Source organism: Micromonospora sp. NPDC048999, assembly GCF_040649295.1.
Classification (GTDB): domain Bacteria; phylum Actinomycetota; class Actinomycetes; order Mycobacteriales; family Micromonosporaceae; genus Micromonospora.
Genome location: NZ_JBEZFI010000025.1, coordinates 22993 through 45580, shown reverse-complemented (window position 1 = coordinate 45580; position 22588 = coordinate 22993). Strand labels below are relative to the sequence as shown.

Annotated in this window: 19 protein-coding genes, 1 pseudogene and 1 riboswitch; of the genes and pseudogenes, 13 read left to right on the top strand and 7 right to left on the bottom strand. The window is 71.2% G+C overall.

Going from position 1 to position 22588, the window contains the following annotated elements; genetic code table 11:
- Positions 1-132 precede the first annotated feature (132 nt).
- From AB0C02_RS22770 to AB0C02_RS22745, 6 genes are read left to right on the top strand one after another with little or no spacing between them, the layout of a single operon-like run.
- Positions 133-1299, top strand: coding sequence for a glycosyltransferase (locus AB0C02_RS22770; protein ID WP_357550702.1), 1167 nt, complete (start codon positions 133-135; stop codon positions 1297-1299).
- Positions 1296-2615 (top strand): aromatic ring-hydroxylating dioxygenase subunit alpha, encoded by a 1320-nt coding sequence (locus AB0C02_RS22765; protein WP_357550699.1) that lies wholly within the window; start codon positions 1296-1298, stop codon positions 2613-2615. Before AB0C02_RS22770 ends, AB0C02_RS22765 begins: the two co-directional genes overlap by 4 nt.
- On the top strand, positions 2612-3124 hold the full coding sequence (locus AB0C02_RS22760) for an aromatic-ring-hydroxylating dioxygenase subunit beta (protein WP_357550698.1): 513 nt from the start codon (positions 2612-2614) through the stop codon (positions 3122-3124). The genes AB0C02_RS22765 and AB0C02_RS22760 overlap by 4 nt, the downstream gene beginning before the upstream one ends.
- Positions 3121-4338, top strand: coding sequence for an MFS transporter (locus AB0C02_RS22755; protein ID WP_357550697.1), 1218 nt, complete (start codon positions 3121-3123; stop codon positions 4336-4338). Before AB0C02_RS22760 ends, AB0C02_RS22755 begins: the two co-directional genes overlap by 4 nt.
- 3 nt (positions 4339-4341) lie before the next feature.
- Positions 4342-4734 carry a carboxymuconolactone decarboxylase family protein gene (locus tag AB0C02_RS22750; RefSeq protein ID WP_357550696.1) on the top strand — a complete coding sequence of 131 codons (393 nt, stop codon included), beginning with the start codon at positions 4342-4344 and terminating at the stop codon, positions 4732-4734.
- The gene (locus AB0C02_RS22745) at positions 4724-5260 is read left to right on the top strand and encodes a hypothetical protein (protein ID WP_357550695.1); all 537 of its coding nucleotides are present in this window, start codon (positions 4724-4726) and stop codon (positions 5258-5260) included. Before AB0C02_RS22750 ends, AB0C02_RS22745 begins: the two co-directional genes overlap by 11 nt.
- Here the strand turns inward: AB0C02_RS22745 and AB0C02_RS22740 are convergent.
- Positions 5203-5859 carry an NAD(P)H-dependent oxidoreductase gene (locus tag AB0C02_RS22740; RefSeq protein WP_357550694.1) on the bottom strand — a complete coding sequence of 219 codons (657 nt, stop codon included), beginning with the start codon at positions 5857-5859 and terminating at the stop codon, positions 5203-5205. The two genes, AB0C02_RS22745 and AB0C02_RS22740, sit on opposite strands and share 58 nt — an antisense overlap.
- Positions 5860-6066: 207 nt before the next feature.
- Here AB0C02_RS22740 and AB0C02_RS22735 point away from each other — a divergent pair, with 207 nt between their 5' ends.
- On the top strand, positions 6067-7062 hold the full coding sequence (locus AB0C02_RS22735; protein ID WP_357550693.1) for a LacI family DNA-binding transcriptional regulator: 996 nt from the start codon (positions 6067-6069) through the stop codon (positions 7060-7062).
- 21 nt (positions 7063-7083) lie between these two features.
- Positions 7084-8373 (top strand): MFS transporter, encoded by a 1290-nt coding sequence (locus tag AB0C02_RS22730; protein ID WP_357550692.1) that lies wholly within the window; start codon positions 7084-7086, stop codon positions 8371-8373.
- Here the strand turns inward: AB0C02_RS22730 and AB0C02_RS22725 are convergent.
- The 5 genes from AB0C02_RS22725 to cbiE all read right to left on the bottom strand — a co-directional run bounded on the left by AB0C02_RS22725 (position 8354) and on the right by cbiE (position 12583).
- Positions 8354-8689, bottom strand: coding sequence for a hypothetical protein (locus AB0C02_RS22725; RefSeq protein WP_357550691.1), 336 nt, complete (start codon positions 8687-8689; stop codon positions 8354-8356). The two genes, AB0C02_RS22730 and AB0C02_RS22725, sit on opposite strands and share 20 nt — an antisense overlap.
- 159 nt (positions 8690-8848) lie before the next feature.
- The gene (locus AB0C02_RS22720) at positions 8849-9586 is read right to left on the bottom strand and encodes a hypothetical protein (RefSeq protein WP_357550690.1); all 738 of its coding nucleotides are present in this window, start codon (positions 9584-9586) and stop codon (positions 8849-8851) included.
- A 236-nt stretch (positions 9587-9822) separates the two neighbouring features.
- Complete coding sequence (gene cobF, locus AB0C02_RS22715) at positions 9823-10593, bottom strand: precorrin-6A synthase (deacetylating) (protein ID WP_357550689.1); 771 nt, start codon at positions 10591-10593, stop codon at positions 9823-9825.
- A gap of 5 nt (positions 10594-10598) precedes the next feature.
- Positions 10599-11369: a precorrin-4 C(11)-methyltransferase gene (gene cobM / locus AB0C02_RS22710; RefSeq protein WP_357550688.1), complete on the bottom strand. Its 771-nt coding sequence runs from the start codon at positions 11367-11369 to the stop codon at positions 10599-10601.
- Entirely contained in the window at positions 11366-12583 is a 1218-nt protein-coding gene (gene cbiE / locus AB0C02_RS22705) for a precorrin-6y C5,15-methyltransferase (decarboxylating) subunit CbiE (RefSeq protein ID WP_357550779.1), read from the bottom strand. The genes cobM and cbiE overlap by 4 nt, the downstream gene beginning before the upstream one ends.
- Positions 12584-12889: 306 nt before the next feature.
- Between cbiE and AB0C02_RS22700 the strand changes: the two genes are divergently transcribed.
- From AB0C02_RS22700 to AB0C02_RS22680, 5 genes and pseudogenes are all read left to right on the top strand, one after another.
- A complete protein-coding gene (locus AB0C02_RS22700; RefSeq protein ID WP_357550776.1) occupies positions 12890-14932 on the top strand; it encodes a magnesium chelatase subunit D family protein in 2043 nt (680 codons plus the stop codon).
- Positions 14932-15546 carry a cob(I)yrinic acid a,c-diamide adenosyltransferase gene (cobO, locus tag AB0C02_RS22695; protein WP_357550687.1) on the top strand — a complete coding sequence of 205 codons (615 nt, stop codon included), beginning with the start codon at positions 14932-14934 and terminating at the stop codon, positions 15544-15546. The genes AB0C02_RS22700 and cobO overlap by 1 nt, the downstream gene beginning before the upstream one ends.
- Positions 15540-16925 (top strand): annotated as a pseudogene (locus AB0C02_RS22690) (cobyrinate a,c-diamide synthase); the annotation flags it as partial. The gene cobO and the pseudogene AB0C02_RS22690, both read left to right, overlap by 7 nt.
- A gap of 171 nt (positions 16926-17096) precedes the next feature.
- Positions 17097-17822 carry a uroporphyrinogen-III C-methyltransferase gene (gene cobA / locus AB0C02_RS22685; RefSeq protein ID WP_357550774.1) on the top strand — a complete coding sequence of 242 codons (726 nt, stop codon included), beginning with the start codon at positions 17097-17099 and terminating at the stop codon, positions 17820-17822.
- Positions 17823-17860: 38 nt separating this feature from the next.
- Entirely contained in the window at positions 17861-18685 is an 825-nt protein-coding gene (locus tag AB0C02_RS22680; protein ID WP_357550686.1) for a GNAT family N-acetyltransferase, read from the top strand.
- A 93-nt stretch (positions 18686-18778) separates the two neighbouring features.
- On the opposite strand, the gene cobN is transcribed toward AB0C02_RS22680, so the two are convergent.
- Positions 18779-22417 carry a cobaltochelatase subunit CobN gene (gene cobN / locus AB0C02_RS22675; protein WP_357550685.1) on the bottom strand — a complete coding sequence of 1213 codons (3639 nt, stop codon included), beginning with the start codon at positions 22415-22417 and terminating at the stop codon, positions 18779-18781.
- 51 nt (positions 22418-22468) lie between these two features.
- Positions 22469-22551, bottom strand: a riboswitch (cobalamin riboswitch).
- Between the last annotated feature and the right edge of the window lie 37 nt (positions 22552-22588).

Here is a 22588-nt window from a genome sequence, read left to right as displayed (position 1 = left end):
TGGTGGGGAATGCGTAGAGCCTCGTAGCAGTACCTGGACGTCGACGGTCCCTTTCGCCTGCCGGGCGTTCTCGCCTGTCCGGGGGGCGAAGTTCTGCCGTTCGTCGTCTTCTTTCGATGGATCGGAGATCTGATGCGCGTCGCCCTCCTCACCACGACTCAGCATGGTCACCTGAACCCGTATGTTCCGGTGGTCAATGCGCTCCGAACTGCCGGCAGTGAGGTTGCGCTGCTGCTGTTGTCCGCCGACGGTGGCGCGCTCGACGAGCAGCGCCGCGAAGCCTTGGGCAAGGCGCAGGTCCACGCGATCGGGCAGGTCGAGATGGCACCGTGGAGCGGCGACCCGGCGAAGATCGGCCCGATGCTCCAGTCATCACCGGTGGCAGAACAGACAGCTGACGCGCTCCGTGCGACGGCACCGGACTTCGTGCTTGTCGATTCGCTGCCGGTCACGGCGTCGGCCATGGCCGGCGCACAGGCGTCCGGCGTGCCGTACGGGATGATCTGGGCCAACCTGGGTGGCGTATGCCCCAGCGAGCATCGACGAGGTCGCTGGCCGTACGACGAGCAGGTCGGCGACTATCTGACCAGGCACGGGGTGTTGTGGTCGACCCGGACTCATTCGGCGCGTTCGCCGATTCTCAATGTGATGCCGACGATTCCTGCTCTCGTCGGGGACGACGCGGTCACCGACGACGGTGTGCAGCTGGTTGGGCTGCCGGGTGCGGCGGGGACCCGCGGCGACGAGGTCGCCTTCTCGGGCCTGGATCGGATCGACCCCGACCGCCCGGTGGTGTACGTCTCCTTCGGCACGATCTTCTACCGGCGACCGGACCTGCTGCGCACCGTGATCACCGGGGCGGCGGCGACCGGTGCACAGGTGATCGCCGCGGTAGGAGATCTCGCCGAGGAGCTCGCGCTGCCCGACGACGTGCTCACCGCCCCGTATCTGCCGCAACGTGAGGTGCTCGAGCGCGCCGACGTGTTCATCACCCACGGCGGCTACAACTCCGTGGCGGAATCGATCCGGGCGACGACACCGATGCTGGTGATCCCGCTGGCCGTGGATCAGCCTGTCCAGGCGTACTTCGTGGGTAGCGCGGGCTTCGGGACGGTGTTGGAGCCGGCCGGCGTCACCGAGCAGGCGGTCACTGACGCTGTCACCGATCTGCTCGATCCCGCCCGGGACTACCGGGCCCGGCTGCGCGCCGCGCAGCCGGAGTGCGGCGATTCTGCGGTGCGCACCGCCGAGCTGGTCATCAGCACGGTCGAGACGCTACAGCGAAAGGGGCAGCAGTGACGATCGAACTGCAGCGGCCGGTGGGCGACCCGATCGTGGTCGATGATCTTGAACGTCTCTCGTTCCGGGTGGATCGCCGCGCCTACACCGACGACGACCTGGCCGCACAGGAGATGACCAGGATCTTCGATCGCTGCTGGTTGTACGTCGGGCACGAATCGGAGGTGCCCGGGCCGGGCTCCTACGTGGCACGCGACGTCGGCGGGCGCCCGGTGGTCATGGCGCGCGGGTCCGACGGGGTGATCCGGGTGTTCGCGAACAGCTGCACGCACCGCGGGGCTCTGATCTGCTCGCAGCCGGCCGGGCAGGCCAAATCGTTCCGGTGCCCGTATCACGACTGGACGTTCTCCAACCAGGGCGACCTGGTCGGGGTCCCGATCCCAGACGGGTACGGGCCAGCCTTCCGGAAGGCGGACTTCCGCCTCGCGCAGCACCGCAGCGACAGCTACCGCGGTTTCGTGTTCGTCACCTTCGATCCCGAGCAGCCGCGCACCTTGACCGAGTACCTGGCGGGCGCGACGGAGTACCTCGATCTCATCGACGACCAGTCCGAGGTCGGGATGGAGGTGATCCAAGGCGCGCAACTGCACGGGGCTCGGGCCAACTGGAAGCTCATGATGGAGAACAGCGTCGACATCTACCACTTCCGGGCCCTGCACAAGCGTTACGTCAGCTACATGGAGTCGCTGGGGTCGGTGCCACCACGACGACGAGGCGGCTTCGGCCGCGCCCTCGGACTGGGGCATGGAGCCAACGAGCTGCCACCGGCGGCAGCCCGCCCGCTCGCCTACTGGACGCCGATGTTCGGCGCCGAGGTCCGGCCGCGGATCGAGGCGACGGCCGCACGGTTCGTCGACCGGTTCGGCGGCGAACGCGCCGAACGGATCACCGGCACCAATCGCGCGGTGCTGATCTTCCCCAACTTGATGATCATCGACGCGATCGCGATCACGATCCGCAAGATCGACCCGATCGGCGCCGGCCAGATGGCCATCACCTCGGTCGCCCTCGCCCCCAAGGACGAGGATCCGGACATCCGGGAACTCCGCAAGAGCCACTACCTGACGTTCCTCGGCCCCGCCGGCTTCGCCACCCCCGACGACATCGAGATCATCGAGTCGTGCCAGCGGGGTTATCTCAACCGCACGGTCCGCTACTCGGACCTGTCACGCGGCATGAACAAAGAGGTCCCGGAGACGACCGACGAGCTTCCCGCCCGCGAGTTCTGGCGACAGTGGGACCGGCTGATGCACGGCGACGACGGTCACCTCGACGTCGCTCGCCGGGCCGAGATGCAAGGGGCACAACCACGATGACCACCGAGCTGACGGTCGACGAAGCGGCCCAGGTGCGGTTGTGGCACCGGGTGAGCCAGTTCCTTTTCCGCGAGGCGCGGCTGCTCGACGAGTGGCGCCTGCTCGAGTGGTACGACGAGATGCTGACCGACGACATCCGCTACTCGGTGCCAGCCACCGACGTCCGCGCAGAGACGGCCGACGCGCTCGGGCTCATCGACGACGATGCTGCCCGGCTGCGCCAGCGGATCGAACAACTCCTCAACGGTGAGGTGTGGTGCGAGAACCCTCGGTCGCGGACGAATCGGACGATCAGCAATGTGGAGATCCTGACCGAACGGGACACCCACCTCGACGTGGCGGCGAATGTCATCGTGTACCGGTTCGGACACGGGCGCACTGACGCATACGTCGGAAAATACCGGTTCGAGCTCGTCGTCGAGGGCGAGTCGTTCCGGGTCCGCAGACGGGTCGTGGTGCTCGACCACGAGACGTTGTACGAGCACGGAAAGCTCAGCATCATCCTGTGATCGGACAGACGGCGGCCGGCCCTGGCAGCGTCCCACCCGTTGCCGCCGCCCAGCCGAGTCTCCCTCGCGAGGTCTACGTCCTCAGTGTCGTTGGTGGCTGCGTCATGCTGGGCCTGGGACTGGTGCTCCCGGTGCTCCCGGTGTACGCGACGACGTTCGGGGCCGGACCCACCCAGATCGGAGCGCTCGTCGCCCTGTTCGCGCTGATGCGGCTGACCACGAGTCCGTTCTGCGGCCGGCTCGGAGTTCGTTTCGGGGAACGGCGAGTCCTGGTCGCCGGCCTGCTGCTATGTGCGGTCTCCTCGGCCCTGACGGCGTTCGCCGGGTCCTACAGGCAGCTGCTCGTGTTCCGCAGCCTCGGCGGCGTCGGCTCAGTGCTGTTCTCGGTATCCGCACTGGCGACACTCCTGGCGATCGCGCCGGCCGACCAGCGGGGCCGCGCCAGCGCCGTGTTCGACGCAGGCTTCCTGCTCGGCGGGATCTGCGGACCAGCACTGGGCGGGCTCCTCGCCCTCATCGCCCTGTCCGCGCCGTTCGTGGCGTACGCCGTGCTGTTGCTGGCCGCCGCGGTGCTGACACTGGCGGTGCTCCGCACCGGCCGCACTGCCAGCGCAGACCCCGGCCGTGACATGGTCCGGCTACCGGCCCTGCTGCGGGACCGACGCTACCTGGTGGCTTGCCTCGCCGCGCTGGCGCAGGGATGGGTCTTGTTCGGGCTGCGCAGCGCACTGGTCCCCACGGTGGTCGTGGCATGGCGACATGACGTGACGTGGGTCGGGTGGGCGTTCACGATATCCGCCGTCGTCCAGGCGCTGCTGATCATGCCGGCCGGCCGGATTGTCGATCGGGCCGGCCGCCGGCCCGCCATGATCGCCGGCACCGGCGTGGCCGCGGCGGCGATCACAGCCATGGTGTTCGTGGACAGATACGCCTGGCTCGTCGTCCTGCTCAGTGTGTACGCGGCGGGATCAGCGCTGCTCAACGCCGCGCCGGCCGCGCTGATCGGTGACGTCGTCGCCGGCCGGACCGGCAGCGGCGTCGCCGTCTTCTCGATGTGCACCGATGTCGGCGCCGTCGTCGGACCCGTCGTGGTCGGGCTCATCGCCGAGCGGGTGAATGTTCCGGCCGCCTTCGGCAGCGGCGCCGCGCTGCTGGTCGTCGCCTTCATGGCGTCATTGACGTTGACAACTGTTCGGCCAACACGAAGGAGTTGATCGATGAATCAGCCGTCTGCCCGACATGAGCGGGGTGAGGCCATGTTCCAGCAGGTCTTCGGCCGCGAACCGCGCCCGGGCTCCTACCCGGAGTTCCTGCAGATCACCGTCGACCACTTGTTCGGTGAGATCTGGACCCGCCCGCACCTGAGCGTCGAGGAGCGCGAACTGGTCGCGCTGACCGCGGTCACGCTGGCGCGCACCGATTGGGAGTTGCGCGGCCACATCGGTGCCGCTCTGCACCTCGGGATGCCGCGAGAGAAGATCATCGAAGTCATCATTCAGCTCGCCTACTACGGCGGCTGGCCGGTCGCCAACAACGGGCTGCGCGTCGCCCAGGAGGTCTTCGCCGAACTGGACAACGCCACCAGGAGGGACAGGGACCATGACCAGTGAACCGCCTCCCCTCGACCCGGCCGAAAAGGTCGACCTGTGGCGCCAGCGGTTCTTCGAAGCGCAGGCGGCCGCAGAGGAGTTCATCCTGGGAGAGCACGGCGAAGAAGGCCTGGCCGCGTGGATCCAGGCAAACTCCCGCATCACCGCGGAGCTACTACAAGCGCAACGGCCCGCCGGGGTATCCGCCACCGATCACTTCATGACCCGACTGCAGCGGCAGCTGATGCTGTACGACTCGGCAGTGACCAGTGAACCCCAGCCCTCGGGCACCGTCCTGCGCAACGCCGACTGTGGCATCCTCCGGTACCGCAAACGGGCCGCCCGCGCCGGCGTCGTACTGACATTCTCCTCACCCTGCCCGTACTGCCAGGAACTGAACACCGCCATCGCCGCCCGCTACGTGGAACCGGACGTCACGGTGTCGTGCGAACAGGCGGGCGACGGGTGCACCTGGCGCGCGGAATCTCCTCACGCCCCAGGAGAGGACACGGCCGGGTCACCGCAGCGCGGACGAGCCGGTGATTGAACCAACGGCAGCGCCGTGCGGCCGTTGGCCGGCGACCGGCTGCCCTCGAGCGTCATGCCGAGTTGCCGGCCCACGGCCACACACAGGTCGAGCGCCGCGGTGCGGGTCAGGTCCTGATGATCGTTCTGGGTGAAACACGCCGACGCCACGTTCTTGTTCCGTAGGCGCAGGTACCACGGGAACAACGATCCCAGTGCAGGCTCGGTCAGCATCGTGCGCGAATGCACGATCGTCCCCACCAGCAGGTTGCCGAACGGGCGTTGCCTGGCGTTCATGAAGCTCTTCAAGCGTTCCTGGAAGATCTTCAGCACCGCGGGTACGTTCCCCGCGTACACCGGCATGGCCAGCAGCATCGCCTGCGCACCCTCGGCCAGATCGACGACATGCTCGAAGTCGTCATCGAGCGTGCACCGGCCCACCTCGGGATCAAGGCAGGTGTCCTCGCCTTCGCACATCGCGATGCGATGGTCGATCAACCGAATCCGCTGGATCTCCGCGTCACTGACCTCCCGGACGACGCCGGTGATCGCCGCATCGAGCAGCGCGTCGGTCAGCGACGGGAGACGCTTCTGCGTGCAGGACAACGCAACGATCTTCATCCGAAGGGCCTCCCCGGTCCGCTCTGCGCCACCCAAGCCGGCCACCTGACGAGGTCCCGTGGCCGCAAACGAAGTCAACCTACCTGCAATCGAGCACCACCGATACGGGTCCACCCGCACTACGGCCGCTTCACCTGAGAGCGGTTTCGGGCCTATGGTTCGAACGCTGCGGCACTCAAGGCGCCGTGACGGAAGGTGCAGGCCCCCATGAACAGGCTCAAGCCCACGATCGCGGATGTCGCCCGCGTGGCCGGCGTGTCCCCCGCGACCGCATCCCGCGTGATCAACAACGCGCCCGGCGCGTCCGAGCCGCTACGCACCCGGGTCCACGCGGCCGTGACCGAGTTGGGCTACCAGCCCAACGAGACAGCCAGGGCCCTGGCCACCGGCCGCCAACACGCCGTCGACCTCATCGCGGTGACCTACGGCCCCGGCATCGGCTGGCTCGGGACACACCCGTACTTCAGCCGGGTCCTGGCCGGCATGATGCCCGTCCTCGAAGGTGTCAACGCACAACTGCGCCTGCACGCCATTCGCCCTGAGACGGCCGCCGAAACGATCGACGGGATCGCTGCGAACACCACCCTCGGCGCTGTCCTCGCCGACATCACACCGTCCCTGGCGACCCGGTTCTACAGCCGGTGCCGCCGCACCGTCTCGATGGTGCCCACCGCCTCATCCGTCCCCGCCATGCAAGCCGACAACATCGGCGGCGCGTACACCGCGGTCAACCAGCTGCACCAGCTTGGCCGCCGGCGGATCGCCGCCATCAACGGGCCCGCCCTCAACCCCTGTGCCATCGACCGCCGCACCGGGTACCTGCGAGCCGTCCGAAACCTTGGCCTGACCGAGGTGAGCGCCGACGGCGGCTTCCACCGCGAAGGCGGCAACCACGCCGCCAAACAGCTGCTCGAGCAGTACCCCGACATCGATGCGATGTTCATCGCCTGTGACCTGATGGCCGCCGGAGCCGTCCAGGCGATCACCGCCTGCGGCCGACGCGTCCCCGACGACGTGAGCATCATCGGCTTCGACGACAGCATCGCCGCCGTGTGCACCAACCCGCCGCTGACCACGATGCGCCTGCCCGTCGAGGACATGGCGGCCGCCGCCACCCGCCTGCTCCTGCAGGGCAACCCGACGCCCGGCCACCGACAGCGGTTCCCGGTCGACCTCGTCATTCGCGACAGCACTCGACACTAGAACCCGCAAAGGGCGGCAGCGATGGCACTCAGCGAGCAGGCCGCGGCGACCGACGCGGCGGTGGCCGAACCTGCGGTACGCACATCGGCGCTGCGGCTGACGCTCGCCTCGCCGCTCTACCGAGGCGCCACCATTTCGGTGTTCCTGTCCGCTCTCGGGCTCTCGGCCGCCGCACCGCAGATCGCGTCGTTCCTCGTCAACGACCTCGGCGCCTCACTCGGCGCCGCCGGGCTGTTCTACCTCACGAGCCTGACCTCGCCCCTGGCCGGGTATCTGATCGGCAGGCGCTCGGACCGCACCGGCCGACGTCTGGGCCTGTTCCGCCTCTGTGCCGTCCTGGGCTTCGTGGGCTGGGTGGGCATCGCCTACTCGACTCACCTCTGGATGCCTTACGTCATCAGCGCCGTCATCGGCGCGTTTGGCGGCGCCGCCACCTCTCAGCTGTTCGCCGCCATCCACGACGAGCAGGTAGCCCACCCGAATCCGAGCAACGACGGGGTGGTCGCCGTGGTTCGGATGGCCCTGACCGGCGGCTGGGTGGTCGGCCCGGTAGCCGGATCGTTCCTGGCCGCCCACACCTCACTGCACGCCATGCTCCTGGCGACGGCGACCTGCACGCTGGCACAGATCGTCCCGCTGGGGATGCTCAGGACACCACCGGCCACCACCTCTGCGCATCGAGCATCGGAAGCTGCCACGGGCGGGCCCAGCGTGCGAGACATGCTGCCGCTGCTCATGTTCACCGCGCTCTACGTACTCGTGTACGCCGGAGAACCGATCAAGTACGCGTACCTGCCGATCTACATGAACGCGCAGCTCGACTTCCCCGCCGGGCTCAGCGGCGCGATCATCGGGATCCAGCCACTAGTCGAGATCATCCTTATGCCGCTGGCGATGCTCGTGGCACGCAGAATCGGAATGATGCAGCTGATGGTGATCGGGGCTGGCTTCGGCGTCGCCGCGAACATCTGCTTCGCCCTCACCGGCACCGCCGCCGGCCTGTTCGCCGGGCAGATCCTCATGGGCGGCGTATGGGGAGTCTTCGCCGCACTCGGGATCATCGTCGCCCAGCGCCTTCTCCCCACCGCCGTCGCCACCGCCTCCGCCATATTCCTCAGCTCCACATCCGTGGCCTCCGCCCTGGGCGGAGCCGCCGGAGGACTCGGAGCCGCCGCCATCGGACTACCCCTGCTTTTCCTCATCCCGGCCGCGCTCGGACTCCTCGCTGTGATCGGCCTGGCCGTCATGAGCCGCTCGGCAGGAGCCAGGTCACGGCCGGCTGGCATCACACCTACGCCCACCCCGGGCTGACCGCGTTGTTCTGGAATTCGACCATCGTCGGACCGCTCGCGGGCTCGGGATCTCGACGTCTTTGAGCAGGTGCCTGGAACTCGTCGTGCTGGCGGCCCCGGCCGTCGATGACGTCCTCGGCGAAGTCGCGCTGCCACCGCGCCGACGACCGCCGATCCTGGAACTCCCGGGTCGACATCCGGCCGCCCAACGCGAACCGGGTGCCCGGCGGCTTCGGTGTTGCCGGGCGCCGCGTCCGCAGACGGTCCCGCCGGGTCGGCTGCCGCATCCACCAGCCGAGCAGGTCAGGGCCATCGAGTCCCGCCGCGTACTGCACCAGCCCTCCTTCCACGTCACATCAACCATCATTGTCGAAATCCATAGGCGACGATGCATGGGTTCGGGGGACTCGGCCACTCGTAAGATCTGTTGGCCCGACAGCGGATCTTTGTTGACACGCTCAACGAAGATCACGCCGAGGTATCACAATGCTCTCTCAGGCGACCACGGCCACCCCCGACTGAGACTCGCCGAACTCCCAACCCGCCAGCAGCTTGCGTCGGCCGTCGAGGGCCGAGGTGCCGGTCGGCCACTCGTCCGCGCCCAGGTAGCGGGCGCCTGCGTCCCGTGACCAGAACGGCTCCAGGCAGTGCAGGCGCAGGTGGCCGCGCAGTTCCGGCGGCTCGACCGCGGCCAGTGCCGTCTCCCAGCCCTCCTCGACCCGCCGCGGGCCTCCCGAGCCGAACGAGGCCAGCTCCGGCAGGCGGTGCGTGAACGTCGCCATGCGCATGGCGTCGTGCAGGGTGCCGTCCGTGGCCAGGCGCAGCAGCGCCGAGATGCGATAGTTCAGCTGCTTCGCCGACTGGGCCGTCAGGTCGAGTCCGTGACGGGCGAGCAGCACGCCCAGGTCGGCGCCGCGCACGAGCATGTCGGCATCGGCTGCCCGTACGTCGGCGAGGAACGCCGCCGGCAGTACGTCGTCGGCCCACTCGACCGCGAACAGCGAATTGGCCAGGTCGAACTCCCAGGCGAGGGCCTGATGGTCGTCGTCGAGGTAGCAGGCGTCGACGGCTGGTAACGCGACCGGGGCGCACGACGCGAGGGTGGCCGGGGTGAGCCAGCGGGCCGGGAGCAGGAATTCGTCGAGGGTGTCGCCGCCGTAGTAGGCGTCGTAGGAGCCGGCAGGGAAGTCGGGCCGCCCGAGCAGGACGGCGAACGCAAACGTCAGGTCCACGCCACGCAGTCTGCACCAGGGGTATGGCAGAGACGGGCGGGGATCCGAGAGGATCCCCGCCCGCTGAAACGATCCACAACTCGATCCCGGCGTGGACGCCCAGCCCAGCAGAGCGGCATCGACGCGGTTGACATAGCCGACGTCGGCCCATACCAGGCCCAGCAGCGGGAATGCCTCGCGTCCCGGCCGGTCTGTTCACCGCCTTCCGCCTCCACCACCGGGACCCAACTCTCTGGTTACGGTCCGGCCGGCCTGTCCCGGCGGCGCAGCAGGTACGTGTCCATGATCCAGCCCTTGCGTTCCCGGGCCTCCCAGCGGGTCCGCACAATCCGTTCCGCGACCTCCCCGAGGTGGCCGGCGATGAGGATCTCGTCAGGGGTGCCGAGGTAGGCGCCCCAGAAGATGTCGAGGTCCTCGTCCACGTAGCGGGCGAAGGTGCAGTGCGCGTCGAGCATCACCACGATGTCGTCGACATCGTGCGGCAGTTGCGCGGCCAGGCGGCGGCCGGTGGTGACCAGGAACGGCCGGCCGACCCGGTTGAGGCTGATCCGGTGCCGTGCGGCGAGGGTCGCCACGCTGCTGACGCCGGGGATCACCGTGTAGGTGAAGGCGACGCGCCGGCGGGCCAGGATGTCCTCGATGATGGCCAGGGTGCTGTCGTAGAGGGCGGGGTCGCCCCAGACCAGGAAGGCGCCGCAGCCGCCGTCCGGCAGATGCTCGGCGATGGCCGTCTCCAGCAGGTCGGCCCGCTGCCGCCGCCAGTCGTCCACCGCCGTGACGTACCCGTCGGTCGTGCGATCCCGGTCGGGATCCCGCACCTCGACGACCCGGTGGTCAGGGCGGGCGAAGCGGTTCATGAGGTCCTGCCGCAACGCGATCAGGTCGTGCTTCTCGGCGCCCTTGTCGAGCAGGAAGAAGACGTCGGCCTGTTGCATCGCCGTTGCGGCGGCCAGCGTGAGCTGATCGGGGTCGCCGGCACCGATGCCGATGACGAGGACGGTGCGCATGTGGGTCACCTCGCCGGTTCGGCCCGGCGCTTCGCGTCGCGATCCCGGCCGGGGGAGTAGAGGTAGCTGTCGGGGAAGGAATCGGCTGCGAGGACGGCGCCGACGATGATGACCGCGGTGCGGCGGATCCCGTGTGCCTCGACCTGGTCGGCGATGTCGGCGAGGGTGCCGCGCAGGATGATCTCGTCGGGGCGGCTGGCATTGGCGACCACGGCGACCGGGCAGTCCGCACCGTAGTGCGGGGTCAGCTGGTCGGCGAGGTGGCGGGTACGGGCGACGGCCAGGTGCAGTACCAGGGTGGCGCGGCTGCGTCCCAGTTCGGCAAGATCCTCGCCCGGGGGCATCGGTGTCGAGCGGGCCTGGGTGCGGGTGAGGATGACGGTCTGCCCGACCGTTGGCACGGTCAGTTCCCGGCGCAGTGCGGCCGCCGCGGCGGCGTAGGACGGCACGCCGGGGACGATCTCGTACGGCACGCCGGCCGCGTCCAGGCGGCGTGCCTGTTCGGCGACGGCGCTGAAGACGGCGGGGTCGCCGGAGCACAGCCGTGCCACATCGTGGCCGTCGCGGTGCGCGTCGGTCATCGCCGCGATGATCTGGTCGAGGGTCAGGTCGGCGGTGTCGACCAGTCGCGCTGCGGGTGGGCAGGTGGCGAGCAGGTCGGCGGGGACGAGGCTGCCGGCGTAAAGGCAGACCTCGGCGTGGGCGAGGATCCGCTGCCCGCGCACGGTGATCAGGTCGGCTGCGCCCGGTCCTGCGCCGATGAAGTAGACGGTCACGGCTTGCTCACCGCCCATTGGACGACGGGTCGGGCGGGTTGCCAGCCGGTGAAGCTGCCCAGCGGCGTGACGCGTTCGATCGAGATCCGGGTGAGGTCCCCGCCGTGTCGGGCCGCCTGGTCGGCGAGTTCGCGTTCGCCTTGGAGCGTGACGGCGTGGGCGACGAGCCGTCCGCCGGGGCGCAGCGCGGCCCAGGCGGCGTCGAAGATCCCGGGAGTGGTGAGTCCGCCGCCGACGAAGACCGCGTCGGGTGGGGCCAGCCCGGCGAGGGCGTCCGGCGCTCGGCCGCGGACCACGCGCAGCTGTGGTACGCCCAGGCTGCGGGCGTTGGCCACGATGCGGTCGGCGCGGTCGTCGCGGCTTTCCACCGCTACCGCCGACGTGGTGGGGTCGCTGCGCAGCCACTCGATGGCGATGCTGCCGCTACCGGCGCCGATGTCCCAGAGCAGTTCCCCGGCGGCGGGGCCCAGGCGGGACAGGGCGAGCGCCCGCGCCTCCCGTTTGGTGAGGGCACCGTCGTGGTCGAAGGCGTCGTCGGGCAGCCCCGGCACCGTGGGAAGCACGCGGGTGCCGGTCGCGGCGGCGACCCGGACCGCGACGACGTTGAGGGGATCGCCCGGCTCGGCGGTCCACTCCTGCGCGCACCCGTCGACCCGGTGTTCCCGATCGGCGCCGAGTGCGGCGAGGACGGTCAATTCGCTGGCACCGTACCCGGTGTCGGTGAGGATGCGGGCCACGGCGGCGGGGGTGGCGGCATTCTGGCTGAGCACCAGCAGCAGCTGCCCTGGAACGAGGTCGCGGCGGATGGCGTCCAGGTCGCGCGCTACCGCGCTGCGTACCGTGACCTGCTCCACCGGCCAGCCCATCCGCGCGCAGGCCAACACGATCGATGAGGGGTGGGTGACCACGCGTATCCGCTCGGCGTCGAGTAGCCGCACCAGGTGGCTGCCGATGCCGAACCACATCGGATCGCCGCTGGCCAGCACGCAGATCCGTCGCCCGGCATGCGCGGACAACAGATCGGGCAGGGCGGGCAGCAGCGGCGTCGGCCAGGGCACCCGCTGGGCCGGCACGGTCGCCGGCAGCAGGTCAAGGTGCCGCTGCCCGCCCAGGATCACCTGTGCGTGCTGAAGGGCGTTGCGTCCGCTTTCGTCGAGACCCGCCCAGCCGTCCGCGCCGATGCCGACGACGGTGACCCGCTCATCGGGTGTCATGGACTTCACGCGGCGCAACGGTAGTCCAGCAGGTCGGGGCCCTGCCGCCCCGGGGGCGGGTGTGACATCATCGGCGGCGACGGCGCGGTGAGGAACACCGGTGGGTCGGCCCGAGCAGGGCCGGCGACTCCGGGGCGGTCCCGCCACTGTGACCGGTCCGGCCTGTGCCGGATCGGAAGCCAGACACTCGCTGAGCCGTACCGCGCCGCCCTTCGTCGGCGCGGTCATTGACCGGCCGTGGGCGAGGACCCACGCGAGGTGAAAGGTGTGACCGTGCGGTCGTACCCGTTCTCCGCCGTCGTCGGCATGGACGACATGGCGTTGGCGTTGAATTTGTGTGCCGTCTCCCCGGCGATCGGCGGCGTGCTCGTGCGGGGTGAGAAGGGCACAGCGAAATCCACCACCGTCCGGGCCCTGACGGCCCTGCTGCCACCCGTCGAGGTGGTGGCAGACTGCCGCTTCTCCTGCGATCCCGCGGCGGTTGACCCGCACTGCCCGGACGGGCCGCACCCGGCCTCCCCGACGGCCCACACGCGTCCCGCACGGCTGGTGGAGCTACCGGTCGGAGCCGCCGAGGACCGGGTCCTCGGCGCGTTGCACCTCGAACGGGCCCTCAGCGAGGGCGTGACCGCGTACGACCCGGGCCTGCTGGCGGCCGCCCACCGTGGCCTGCTCTACGTCGACGAGGTCAACCTGCTCCACGATCACCTGGTTGACGTGCTGCTCGACGCGGCGGCGATGGGACGTGCCACCGTCGAACGCGAAGGCGTGTCGGTGACCCACGCGGCCCGGTTCGTGCTGGTCGGCACGATGAACCCCGAGGAGGGGGAGCTGCGGCCTCAGCTGCTGGACCGCTTCGGTCTCACGGTCGAGGTCGCCGCGAGCCGGGACCCGCAGGTGCGGGCCGAGGTGATGCGCCGGCGCCTGGCGTACGAGGCCGACCCGGACGGCTTCGCTGCCCGCTACGCCGAAGCCGACGCCGCGCTGGGTGCCCAGGTCGCGCATGCCCGGAAGCTGCTGCCGGCGGTGCGCCTCGACGACGCCATGGTGACCCGCATCGCCGCGCTCTGCGCCGCCGCCGAGGTCGACGGGATGCGCGCTGATCTGGTCATCGCCCGCACCGCGATCGCCCACGCTGCCTGGTGCGGACGCACCGAGGTGGCTGTCGGCGACGTGCGGGTCGCCGCCCGGCTCGCCCTGCCCCACCGTCGCCGCCGCAACCCGTTCGACCCTCCCCAGCAGGACGCCGCGGACCTCGACCGCGCGCTCAACGACGCCGGCCTGGACGAGCCCGAGGACGACCCGAATCCGCCATCGGACGGACCACCGGACCCCGACAATCCGGACGGCCCGGATGGCCCGGATGGCCCCGACGGCCCGCCCGAGCCACCCGACGGCGGCGGACCGGGGGGCCCGGCGCAGAACGGGCGAGATGACGAGCGGCCGTACCGGCAGCGCCCCGACGCCCCACCCGCCACGGAAACCGGCGGTGACCAGCCTCGTCCCACGCCGGTCCCGGCCGCCGCGCCCTACCGGGCACGACTGTTGCAGGTCACCGGGACCGGCGCCGGTGTGGCCGGGCGCCGATCCCCGGCCCTGACCACCAGCGGACGTACCGTCGGCGCGCGGCGCCCCGCCGGCGCGGCGACCGGCCGGCCGCACCTGGTGGCGACGCTGCGCGCCGCCGCCCCGCACCAGCAGGCCCGCGGTCGGCGCGGCCCCGGCATCCTGCTCCGCCCCGACGACGTCCGCATGCCCGTACGGCACGGTCGGGAAAGCAACCTGATCCTGTTCTGCCTGGACGCCTCCGGTTCGATGGGCGCCCGGCAGCGCGTCGCCGCGGTCAAGGCCGCGGTGCTGTCCCTGCTCCTGGACGCCTACCAGCGCCGCGACAAGGTCGGGCTGGTGACCTTTCGGGCCGCCGCCGCCGAGGTGGCCCTGCCACCGACCGCCAGCGTGGAGGTGGCCGCCGCCCGCCTGGCGACCCTGCCGACCGGGGGCCGCACACCACTTGCGGAGGGGCTGCTACGCGCCCGCGAGGTACTGCGCGTCGAGCGGATCCGCGACCCGCGACGACGTCCATTGCTGGTGGTCGTCACCGACGGGCGCGCCACCGCCGGCCCGAACGCCGTGGCCCGGGCCCAGCACGCCGCCCGGCTGCTTGCCGCGGACGGCACCCCCGCCGTGGTCGTCGACTGCGAGCAGGGCCGGGTCCGGATGCGGCTGGCCGCGGACCTCGCCGTCACCCTCAGCGGGGAACACCTGCCCCTGGAAGGTGTCGCCGCCGACACGCTCACCCACGCGGTGCGATCCCACACCGCCACCCGGCACCGAAGGGAAGCCGCCTGATGCCACAGGGCCAACCGGTCACTGTCCCCGACGACGGGCTCACCACCCGCCAGCGCCGCAACCGGCCGCTGCTGATCGTCCACACCGGCCAGATGAAGGGCAAGTCCACCGCCGCCTTCGGGCTCGCCCTACGCGGCTGGAACCAGGGCTGGTCGACCGCGGTGTTCCAGTTCGTCAAGAGCGCCAAATGGACCGTCGGAGAGGAGAACGCGCTGCGCGCCCTCGGCCAGGTCCACGACCAGACCGGGCAGGGCGGCCCGGTGGCCTGGTACAAGATGGGCGCCGGATGGAGTTGGAGCCGCACCCGCGGCACCGAAGACGACCACGCAGCGCAGGCCGCCGAGGGCTGGGCGGAGATCAAGCGTCGCCTCGCCGCCGCCGAGCACGACCTCTACGTGCTCGACGAGTTCACGTACCCGATGAAGTGGGGCTGGGTCGACGTCGACGACGTGGTGGACACGCTGCGACAGCGACCCGGCCACCAGCACGTCGTCATCACCGGCCGTGACGCCGACCCACGGCTGATCGACGCTGCGGACCTGGTCACCGAGATGACCAAGATCAAACATCCGATGGACAGTGGACAGAAGGGCCAACGGGGAATCGAATGGTGACCGTCCCACCCCGGGTGATCGTCGCCGCCCCCGCCTCCGGGCAGGGCAAGACGACCGTGGCCACGGGCCTGATGGCTGCCCTGCGACAGCGCGGCCTGACCGTCAGCGGCCACAAAGTCGGCCCGGACTACATCGACCCCGGCTACCACGAACTGGCCACCGGACGCCGAGGCCGCAACCTCGACCCGTTCCTGCAGGGCGAGCAGCGGATCCTGCCGCTACTGCGGCACGGCGCCACGGTCGGGACACCCGCCGACATCGCCGTCATCGAAGGCGTGATGGGCCTGCTCGACGGTGCCGTCGGCCGGTCCGGGTTCGCCTCCACCGCACACGTGGCCCGGCTGACCCGTACCCCCGTACTGCTCGTGGTGGACGTCTCCGGCGCCTCACGCAGCATCGCCGCGCTGGTACACGGCTTCGCCACGTACGACCCGCAGCTCACCGTCGCCGGCGTCATCCTGAACAAGGTCGGCTCGGTGACCCACGAGGCGGAGATCCGGGAAGCACTCGCCGCCACCGGCGTCCCGGTGCTCGGGGCGCTGCGCCGCGACCCGACCCTGGACACCCCGAGCCGGCACCTCGGCCTGGTGCCGGCCGCCGAGCGGATCGCCGCCGCGCAACGCACCGTCGACTCCCTCGCCGCACACGTCGCGGCCGGCGTCGACCTGGACGCGGTCGTCGCGGTCGCCCGCCGCGCACCCGCGCTCCCCGGCCCCGCCTGGGACCCGACCGCCGAGGTCGGCGGCCTCCGCCTCGACGCAACCGTCGCAGTCGCCTCGGGAGCGGCGTTCACCTTCCGGTACGCCGAAACCGACGAACTGCTCGCCGCCGCCGGCCTCCACCTGGCGCCCGTCGACCCCCTCCACGATCCGGCCCTACCCGCCGGCACCGCCGGGCTCTACCTCGGCGGCGGCTTCCCCGAGGTGTACGCCGGCGGGCTGGCGGAGAACGCGCCGCTGCGCCAGGCGGTGGCCCGCGCCGCGACGGCCGGCCTACCGGTCGTGGCCGAGTGCGCCGGGCTGCTCTACCTCGGCCAGCACCTCGACGGCGCGGCGATGACCGGGGTGCTGCCCGTGCACGCCCGGATGACCGACCGGCTGGTGCTGGGCTACCGGGAGGCCCGCGCCGCCACCGTCAGCATCATCGCCGACGTCGACGACCCGGTCACGGGGCACGAGTTCCACCGCACCCGCGTCGAGGCAGACCCCGGGGCGGCGCCCGCCTGGCGGTTCCGGCCCCGCCCGTCCGCGGCGCACGGCACCGCCGCGCCGACCCTTGACGGCATCGTCGGCGGTCCGGATGGCAACGTGCACGCCTCCTACCTGCACGTGCACTGGGCCGGGCATCCGGAGTTGGCCGGCCGGTTCGCCGCCGCCATCCACCGGCAGGCCACCGGATCGGCGCCGCCCGCACCGGGCACCCGCCCGAGCGCCGCGGCGACCCGCGGCGGCCCGGCAGCCGGTGGAAAACCAGCCCACCGACCAGCATCGCCGCCCGTTCCGGCATCCGCCGCCACCGTCGATTCACCCGCCGTCGGGCGGGTCACCCTCGTGGGTGCCGGCCCCGGCGATCCCGGACTGGTCACGCAGCGGGGGCTGGACCGCCTCGCCGAGGCCGACGTGGTGGTCGCCGACCGGCTCGTGCCGCAGGCCCTGCTGCGGGAGCTGCGCCCCGGGGTACGGGTCATCGACGTGTCGAAGGTGCCGCGCGGCGCGTTCGTCCCGCAGGAGCGGATCAACCAGATCCTCGTCGCCGAGGCCCACGCCGGGCATCGGGTGGTGCGACTCAAGGGCGGCGATTCGTTCGTCTTCGGCCGGGGCATGGAGGAGGTGCAGGCGTGCCGGGCCGCCGGCCTGCCGGTGGAGGTGGTGCCGGGAATTTCCAGCGCCATCGCCGTACCGGAGTTGGCCGGGGTGCCGGTGACCCACCGTGGACTCACCCAGGGCTTCACCGTGGTGTCGGCCCACCTGCCCCCCGACGATCCGGGCAGCACCGTCGACTGGTCCGGCGTAGCCCGATCCCGCACGACCATCGTGCTGCTGATGGCCGTGCAGACGCTGCCCGAAGTGACCGCGGCGCTGCTCGCACACGGGATGGACCCCGCCACCGCGGCGGTCAGCGTCGAGAACGGCGGCACCGACCAGCAGCGGATCCTGCGGGGCCGCCTGGACGACATCGCCGCCGTCGCCGCCACCCACGGCCTGCGCGCACCCGCCATCACCGTCGTGGGCCAGGTCGCGGCGTTCGCCGACGCCACGCAACTCACGCACGCCTGAGCACCACCCGGTTCGGTGCCAGCGAACAGACTGAGGTGATGAACCCTGTGAACGAAGGGAAACAGCCCCTCGGCGGTCGCTCAGACCTGATGATCGCCATGGAGCAGAACCTCGCCGAACATGCCTGTCACCTGCACCGGCATGTGGCGGGCGCGACCGTCATCGAAACCGACGACCTCCTGATCGCCGACAGCGGCCTGGACGACGACACCTTCAACATCGTCGCGGCGGCGCGTCTCACGCCCGACACCGCCCCGACCCGGATCACGCAGACCCTGCAGGCACTGGCCACCACCGGGCGTCCCTTCTCGTGGTGGGTGGGCCCGGCCTCCACACCAGCGGATCTCGCCTCGCTCCTGGAAAACGCCGGGCTCCAGGCATCCGAGACCGAGACCGGCATGTGGCACGACCTCCGTGCGACCCCACCCCAGCAACCCGCGGTGGACCTGACCATCCGCCGGGTCAGGACCCCCAGGCAACTCGCCGACTACGCGACCGTCCTGGCTGCGAACTGGAACCCACCGGCCGCCACGGTGCGCCGCTTCTTCGCCGATGCCGCCGACTGGGCCCTCGCCCCCGACTGCCCCGCTCGCTACCTGGTCGGCTACGTCGACGGCCGTCCCGTCTGCTCGGCCGAGGTCTTCCTCCACTCAGCAGTCGCTGGGATCTACAACATCGCTACCCTGGCGACCGACCGTCGACGCGGCTACGGCAGCGCCATCACCCTGGCGACCCTGCACACCGCGTACGACGCGGGCTACCGCACGGTGGTCCTGCAAGCATCCTCCGAGGGCGAACCCGTCTACCGCCGGCTCGGGTTCCAACCCTGCGGCCGCTTTACCGAGTACGCCATCACTCCCTAAAACCAGACATCGCCCCGGGCAGCAGCACGAGTTACCACTTGACCAGACCCACAGGGCCCCGGGGCCGGAGCGGCCCCGGGGACGGTGCAGGTGTCAGCCGGCGTCCTCCAGGTCACCCTCGACGTCCAGGTACGCCTGCCGCAGCGCGTCCATCAACGCCGGGTCGGGTTTGGCCCACAGCCCCCGGTCGGCGGCCTCGGTGAGCCGCTCGACGATGCCACGCAGCGCCCACGGGTTCGACCGGCGCAGGAACTGCTGGTTCTCCGGGTCCAGCACGTAACTCTGGGCGAGCTGCTCGTACATCCAGTCGGCGACCACCCCGGCGGTCGCGTCGTAACCGAACAGGTAGTCCACCGTGGCGGTCATCTCGAACGCACCCTTGTAGCCGTGCCGGCGCATCGCGGCGAGCCAGCGCGGGTTGACCACCCGGGCCCGGAACACCCGCGCGGTCTCCTCGGTCAACGACCGGGTCCGCGCCGCGTCCGGGGTGGTGCTGTCGCCGATGTACGCGCGCGGCGCCTGCCCCGTCAACGCCCGCACCGTGGCGATCATCCCGCCGTGGTACTGGAAGTAGTCGTCGGAGTCGGCGATGTCGTGTTCCCGGGTGTCGGTGTTCTTCGCCGCCACCGCGATCCGCCGGTACGCCGACTCCATGTCCTCCCGGGCCGGCCGCCCGTCGAGGTCGCGACCGTAGGCGAAACCACCCCACACCGTGTACACCTCGGCCAGGTCGGCGTCGTCACGCCAGTTGCCGCTGTCGATCAGCGGCAACAGTCCCGCCCCGTAAGCCCCGGGCTTGGAGCCGAAGATGCGGGTGGTGGCGCGGCGGTCGTCGCCGTGCTGGGCGGCGTCGGCGCGGGCGTGCGCGGCGAGGTAGTTGTCCTCGTCCGGTTCGTCGAGGGCTGCCACAGCGCGGATCGCGTCGTCCAGCAGCAGCACCACGTGCGGGAAAGCGTCCCGGAAGAAGCCGCTGATGCGCAGCGTCACGTCGATGCGGGGCCGGCCCAGGTCGGCCAGCGGAATGATCTCGAAGCCGGTGACCCGCCGCGACGCGGGATCCCAGATCGGCTGTACGCCGATGAGCGCGAGCACCTCGGCGATGTCGTCGCCCGCGGTACGCATCGCCGACGTGCCCCACGCCGACAGCCCGACCGAGCGGGGCCAGTCGCCGGTGTCGCGCCGGTAGCGCTCCAACAGGGAGGTAGCCATGGCCTGCCCGGTCTCCCAGGCCAGCCGGCTGGGGATCGCCTTGGGGTCGACGGTGTAGAAGTTACGGCCGGTCGGCAGCACGTTCACCAGCCCGCGTAGCGGCGAGCCGCTCGGCCCGGCGGGCACATAGCCGCCGTCGAGGGCGTGCAGCACCGCGTCGAGTTCCCCGGCGGTGCCGGCCAGCCGCGGCGCGACCTCGGTGGTGGCGAAGGTGAGCACCCGCCGGACGGTGTCGCCGCGCGGGTCGTCTGCGCCGAGCACCTCGGCGCAGACGAGCTCCACCGCCTCGGACGCCCAGCCGTGGCCCTCCATCGCCTCGACCAGCCGCCGGGCCACCGCCTCGATCCGGTCCACCTCGGCGGTCTGCTCTGCCGCGGACTCGTCGAGGCCGAGCGCGGCGCGCAGCCCGGGCACGGCATCGGCCTGCCCGCCGAACACCTGACGGGCCCGCAGGATGGCCAGCATCAGGTTGACCCGCGCCTCGCCGGTGGGGGCGTGACCGAGGATGTGCAGGCCGTCGCGGATCTGAGCGTCCTTGACCTCGCACAGCCACCCGTCGACGTGCAGCAGGAAGTCGTCAAACTCCGCGTCGTGCGGCCGCTGCTCCAACCCCAGGTCATGGTCGAGCCGCGCGGCCTGGATGAGCGTCCAGATCTGCCCCCGGATGGCGGGCAGCTTCGCCGGGTCCATGGCGGCGATGTTGGCGTGCTCGTCGAGCAGCTGCTCCAGCCGCGCGATGTCGCCATAGCTCTCCGCCCGCGCCATCGGCGGCACCAGGTGGTCCACGATGGTGGCATGCGCCCGCCGCTTGGCCTGCGCGCCCTCGCCCGGGTCGTTGACCAGGAACGGGTAGATCAGCGGCAGCTCACCCAGCACCGCATCCGGACCGCAGCTCGCACTCAGGCCGAGGTTCTTACCGGGCAGCCACTCCAGCGACCCGTGCTTGCCCAGGTGCACCACGGCGTGCGCGCCGAACCGCTCGTCCAACCACCGGTACGCGGCCAGATAGTGGTGCGTCGGCGGCAGATCCGGGTCGTGGTAGATCGCCACCGGGTTCTCCCCGAACCCGCGCGGCGGCTGGATCATCAGCAGCACGTTGCCGGCGCGCAGCCCGGCCAGCACGATCTCACCGTCCCCGCCGCCGGACCGGTCGACGAACAGCTCGCCCGGCGGCGGCCCCCAGTGCGCGGTCATTGCCTCCCGCAGCTCGGCCGGCAGCGCGTCGAACCAGCGGCGGTAGGCGGCCGCCGGCACCCGTACCGGATTGCCGGCCAGCTTCTCCTCGGTGAGCCACTCCGGGTCCTGCCCGCCTGCGGCGATCAGCGCGTGGATGAGCCGGTCACCGTCGGCGTCCTCACCGTCGCCGCCGGGCACCAGGCCGGGCAGCGCGTCGGGACCCTCGACCGGGCCAACGTCATAACCCCGCTCGCGCAGCGCCCGCAGCAGCCGCACCGCGCTGGCCGGGGTGTCCAACCCGACGGCGTTGCCGACGCGGGCGTGCTTGGTCGGGTACGCCGACAGCACCACCGCGATCCGCCGTTCGGCGGGCGCAACGTGCCGCAGGCGGGCGTGCCGCACCGCGATCCCGGCGACCCGGCGGGCACGTTCCGCATCGGCGACGTAGTGCGGCAGCCCGTCGGCGTCGGTCTCCTTGAACGAGAACGGCACCGTGATCAACCGGCCGTCGAACTCCGGCACCGCCACCTGGGTGGCCGCGTCCAACGGGCTGAGCCCGTCGTCGCTGTCGGCCCACGTCGCCCGGTCCTGGGTCAGCGCCAGCGCCTGCAGGATGGGCACGTCCAGCGCGGCCAGCGCACCGACATCCCAGGACTCGTCGGCTCCGCCGGCGGACGCCTCCGCCGGCCGGGTGCCCCCGGCAGCGAGGACCGTGACCAGCAGCGCGTCGGCGCGGCCGAGGGTCTCCAGCAGCCCCGCGTCGGGGCTACGGAGGCTGGCACAGAACACCGGCAGCGGCACGCCGCCGGCCTCCTCGACCGCCGCGCAGAGCGCTTCCACGAAGGCGGTGTTGCCGCTGAGCTGATGCGCCCGGTAGTAGAGGATCCCCACCGTCGGGCCGGCCACCGTCGCCGCCGGACGCGGCATCACCCCCCAGCTGGGCTGCTCGACCGGCGGCGCGAACCCGTACCCGGTCAGCAGCACCGTGTCGCTGAGGAAGGCGTGTAGCTCCCGCAGGTTGTCCGGCCCGCCCTGGGCCAGGTAGGCGTGCGCCTGCGCGGCGATGCCCTGCGGCACCGTGGAGCGGGCCATCAGGTCCGCGTCCGGCAGTTGCTCGCCGCCCAGCGCCACCACCGGCAGATCACCGCCGAGCAGCTCGTCCAGGCCGCGCTGCCACATCCGGTAGCCGCCGAGGATGCGCACCACCACGAGGTCGACACCGGCCAGCAGCTCGGCCAACGCCTCGGGTTCCTCACCTGTCCGGGCCGGGTTGGCCAGCCGATACGCCGCACCGCTGGCCCGGGCGCTGAGCAGATCGGTATCCGAGGTGGACAGCAAAAGAATCATGCTTGACTCCTCCCCGGGTCCGCGCCCGAGGTCGTCGGTCGCGGTCGACCGGAGTGTCTGGCTCCCGACCCGGCACCTGGTGTGCCGAGCCGGTGACAGTGGCGGGACCGCCCCGGACTCGCACCGGGTTCCTCCACGCCGACCGCGTGATGCTGATCTCGACGCGGATCC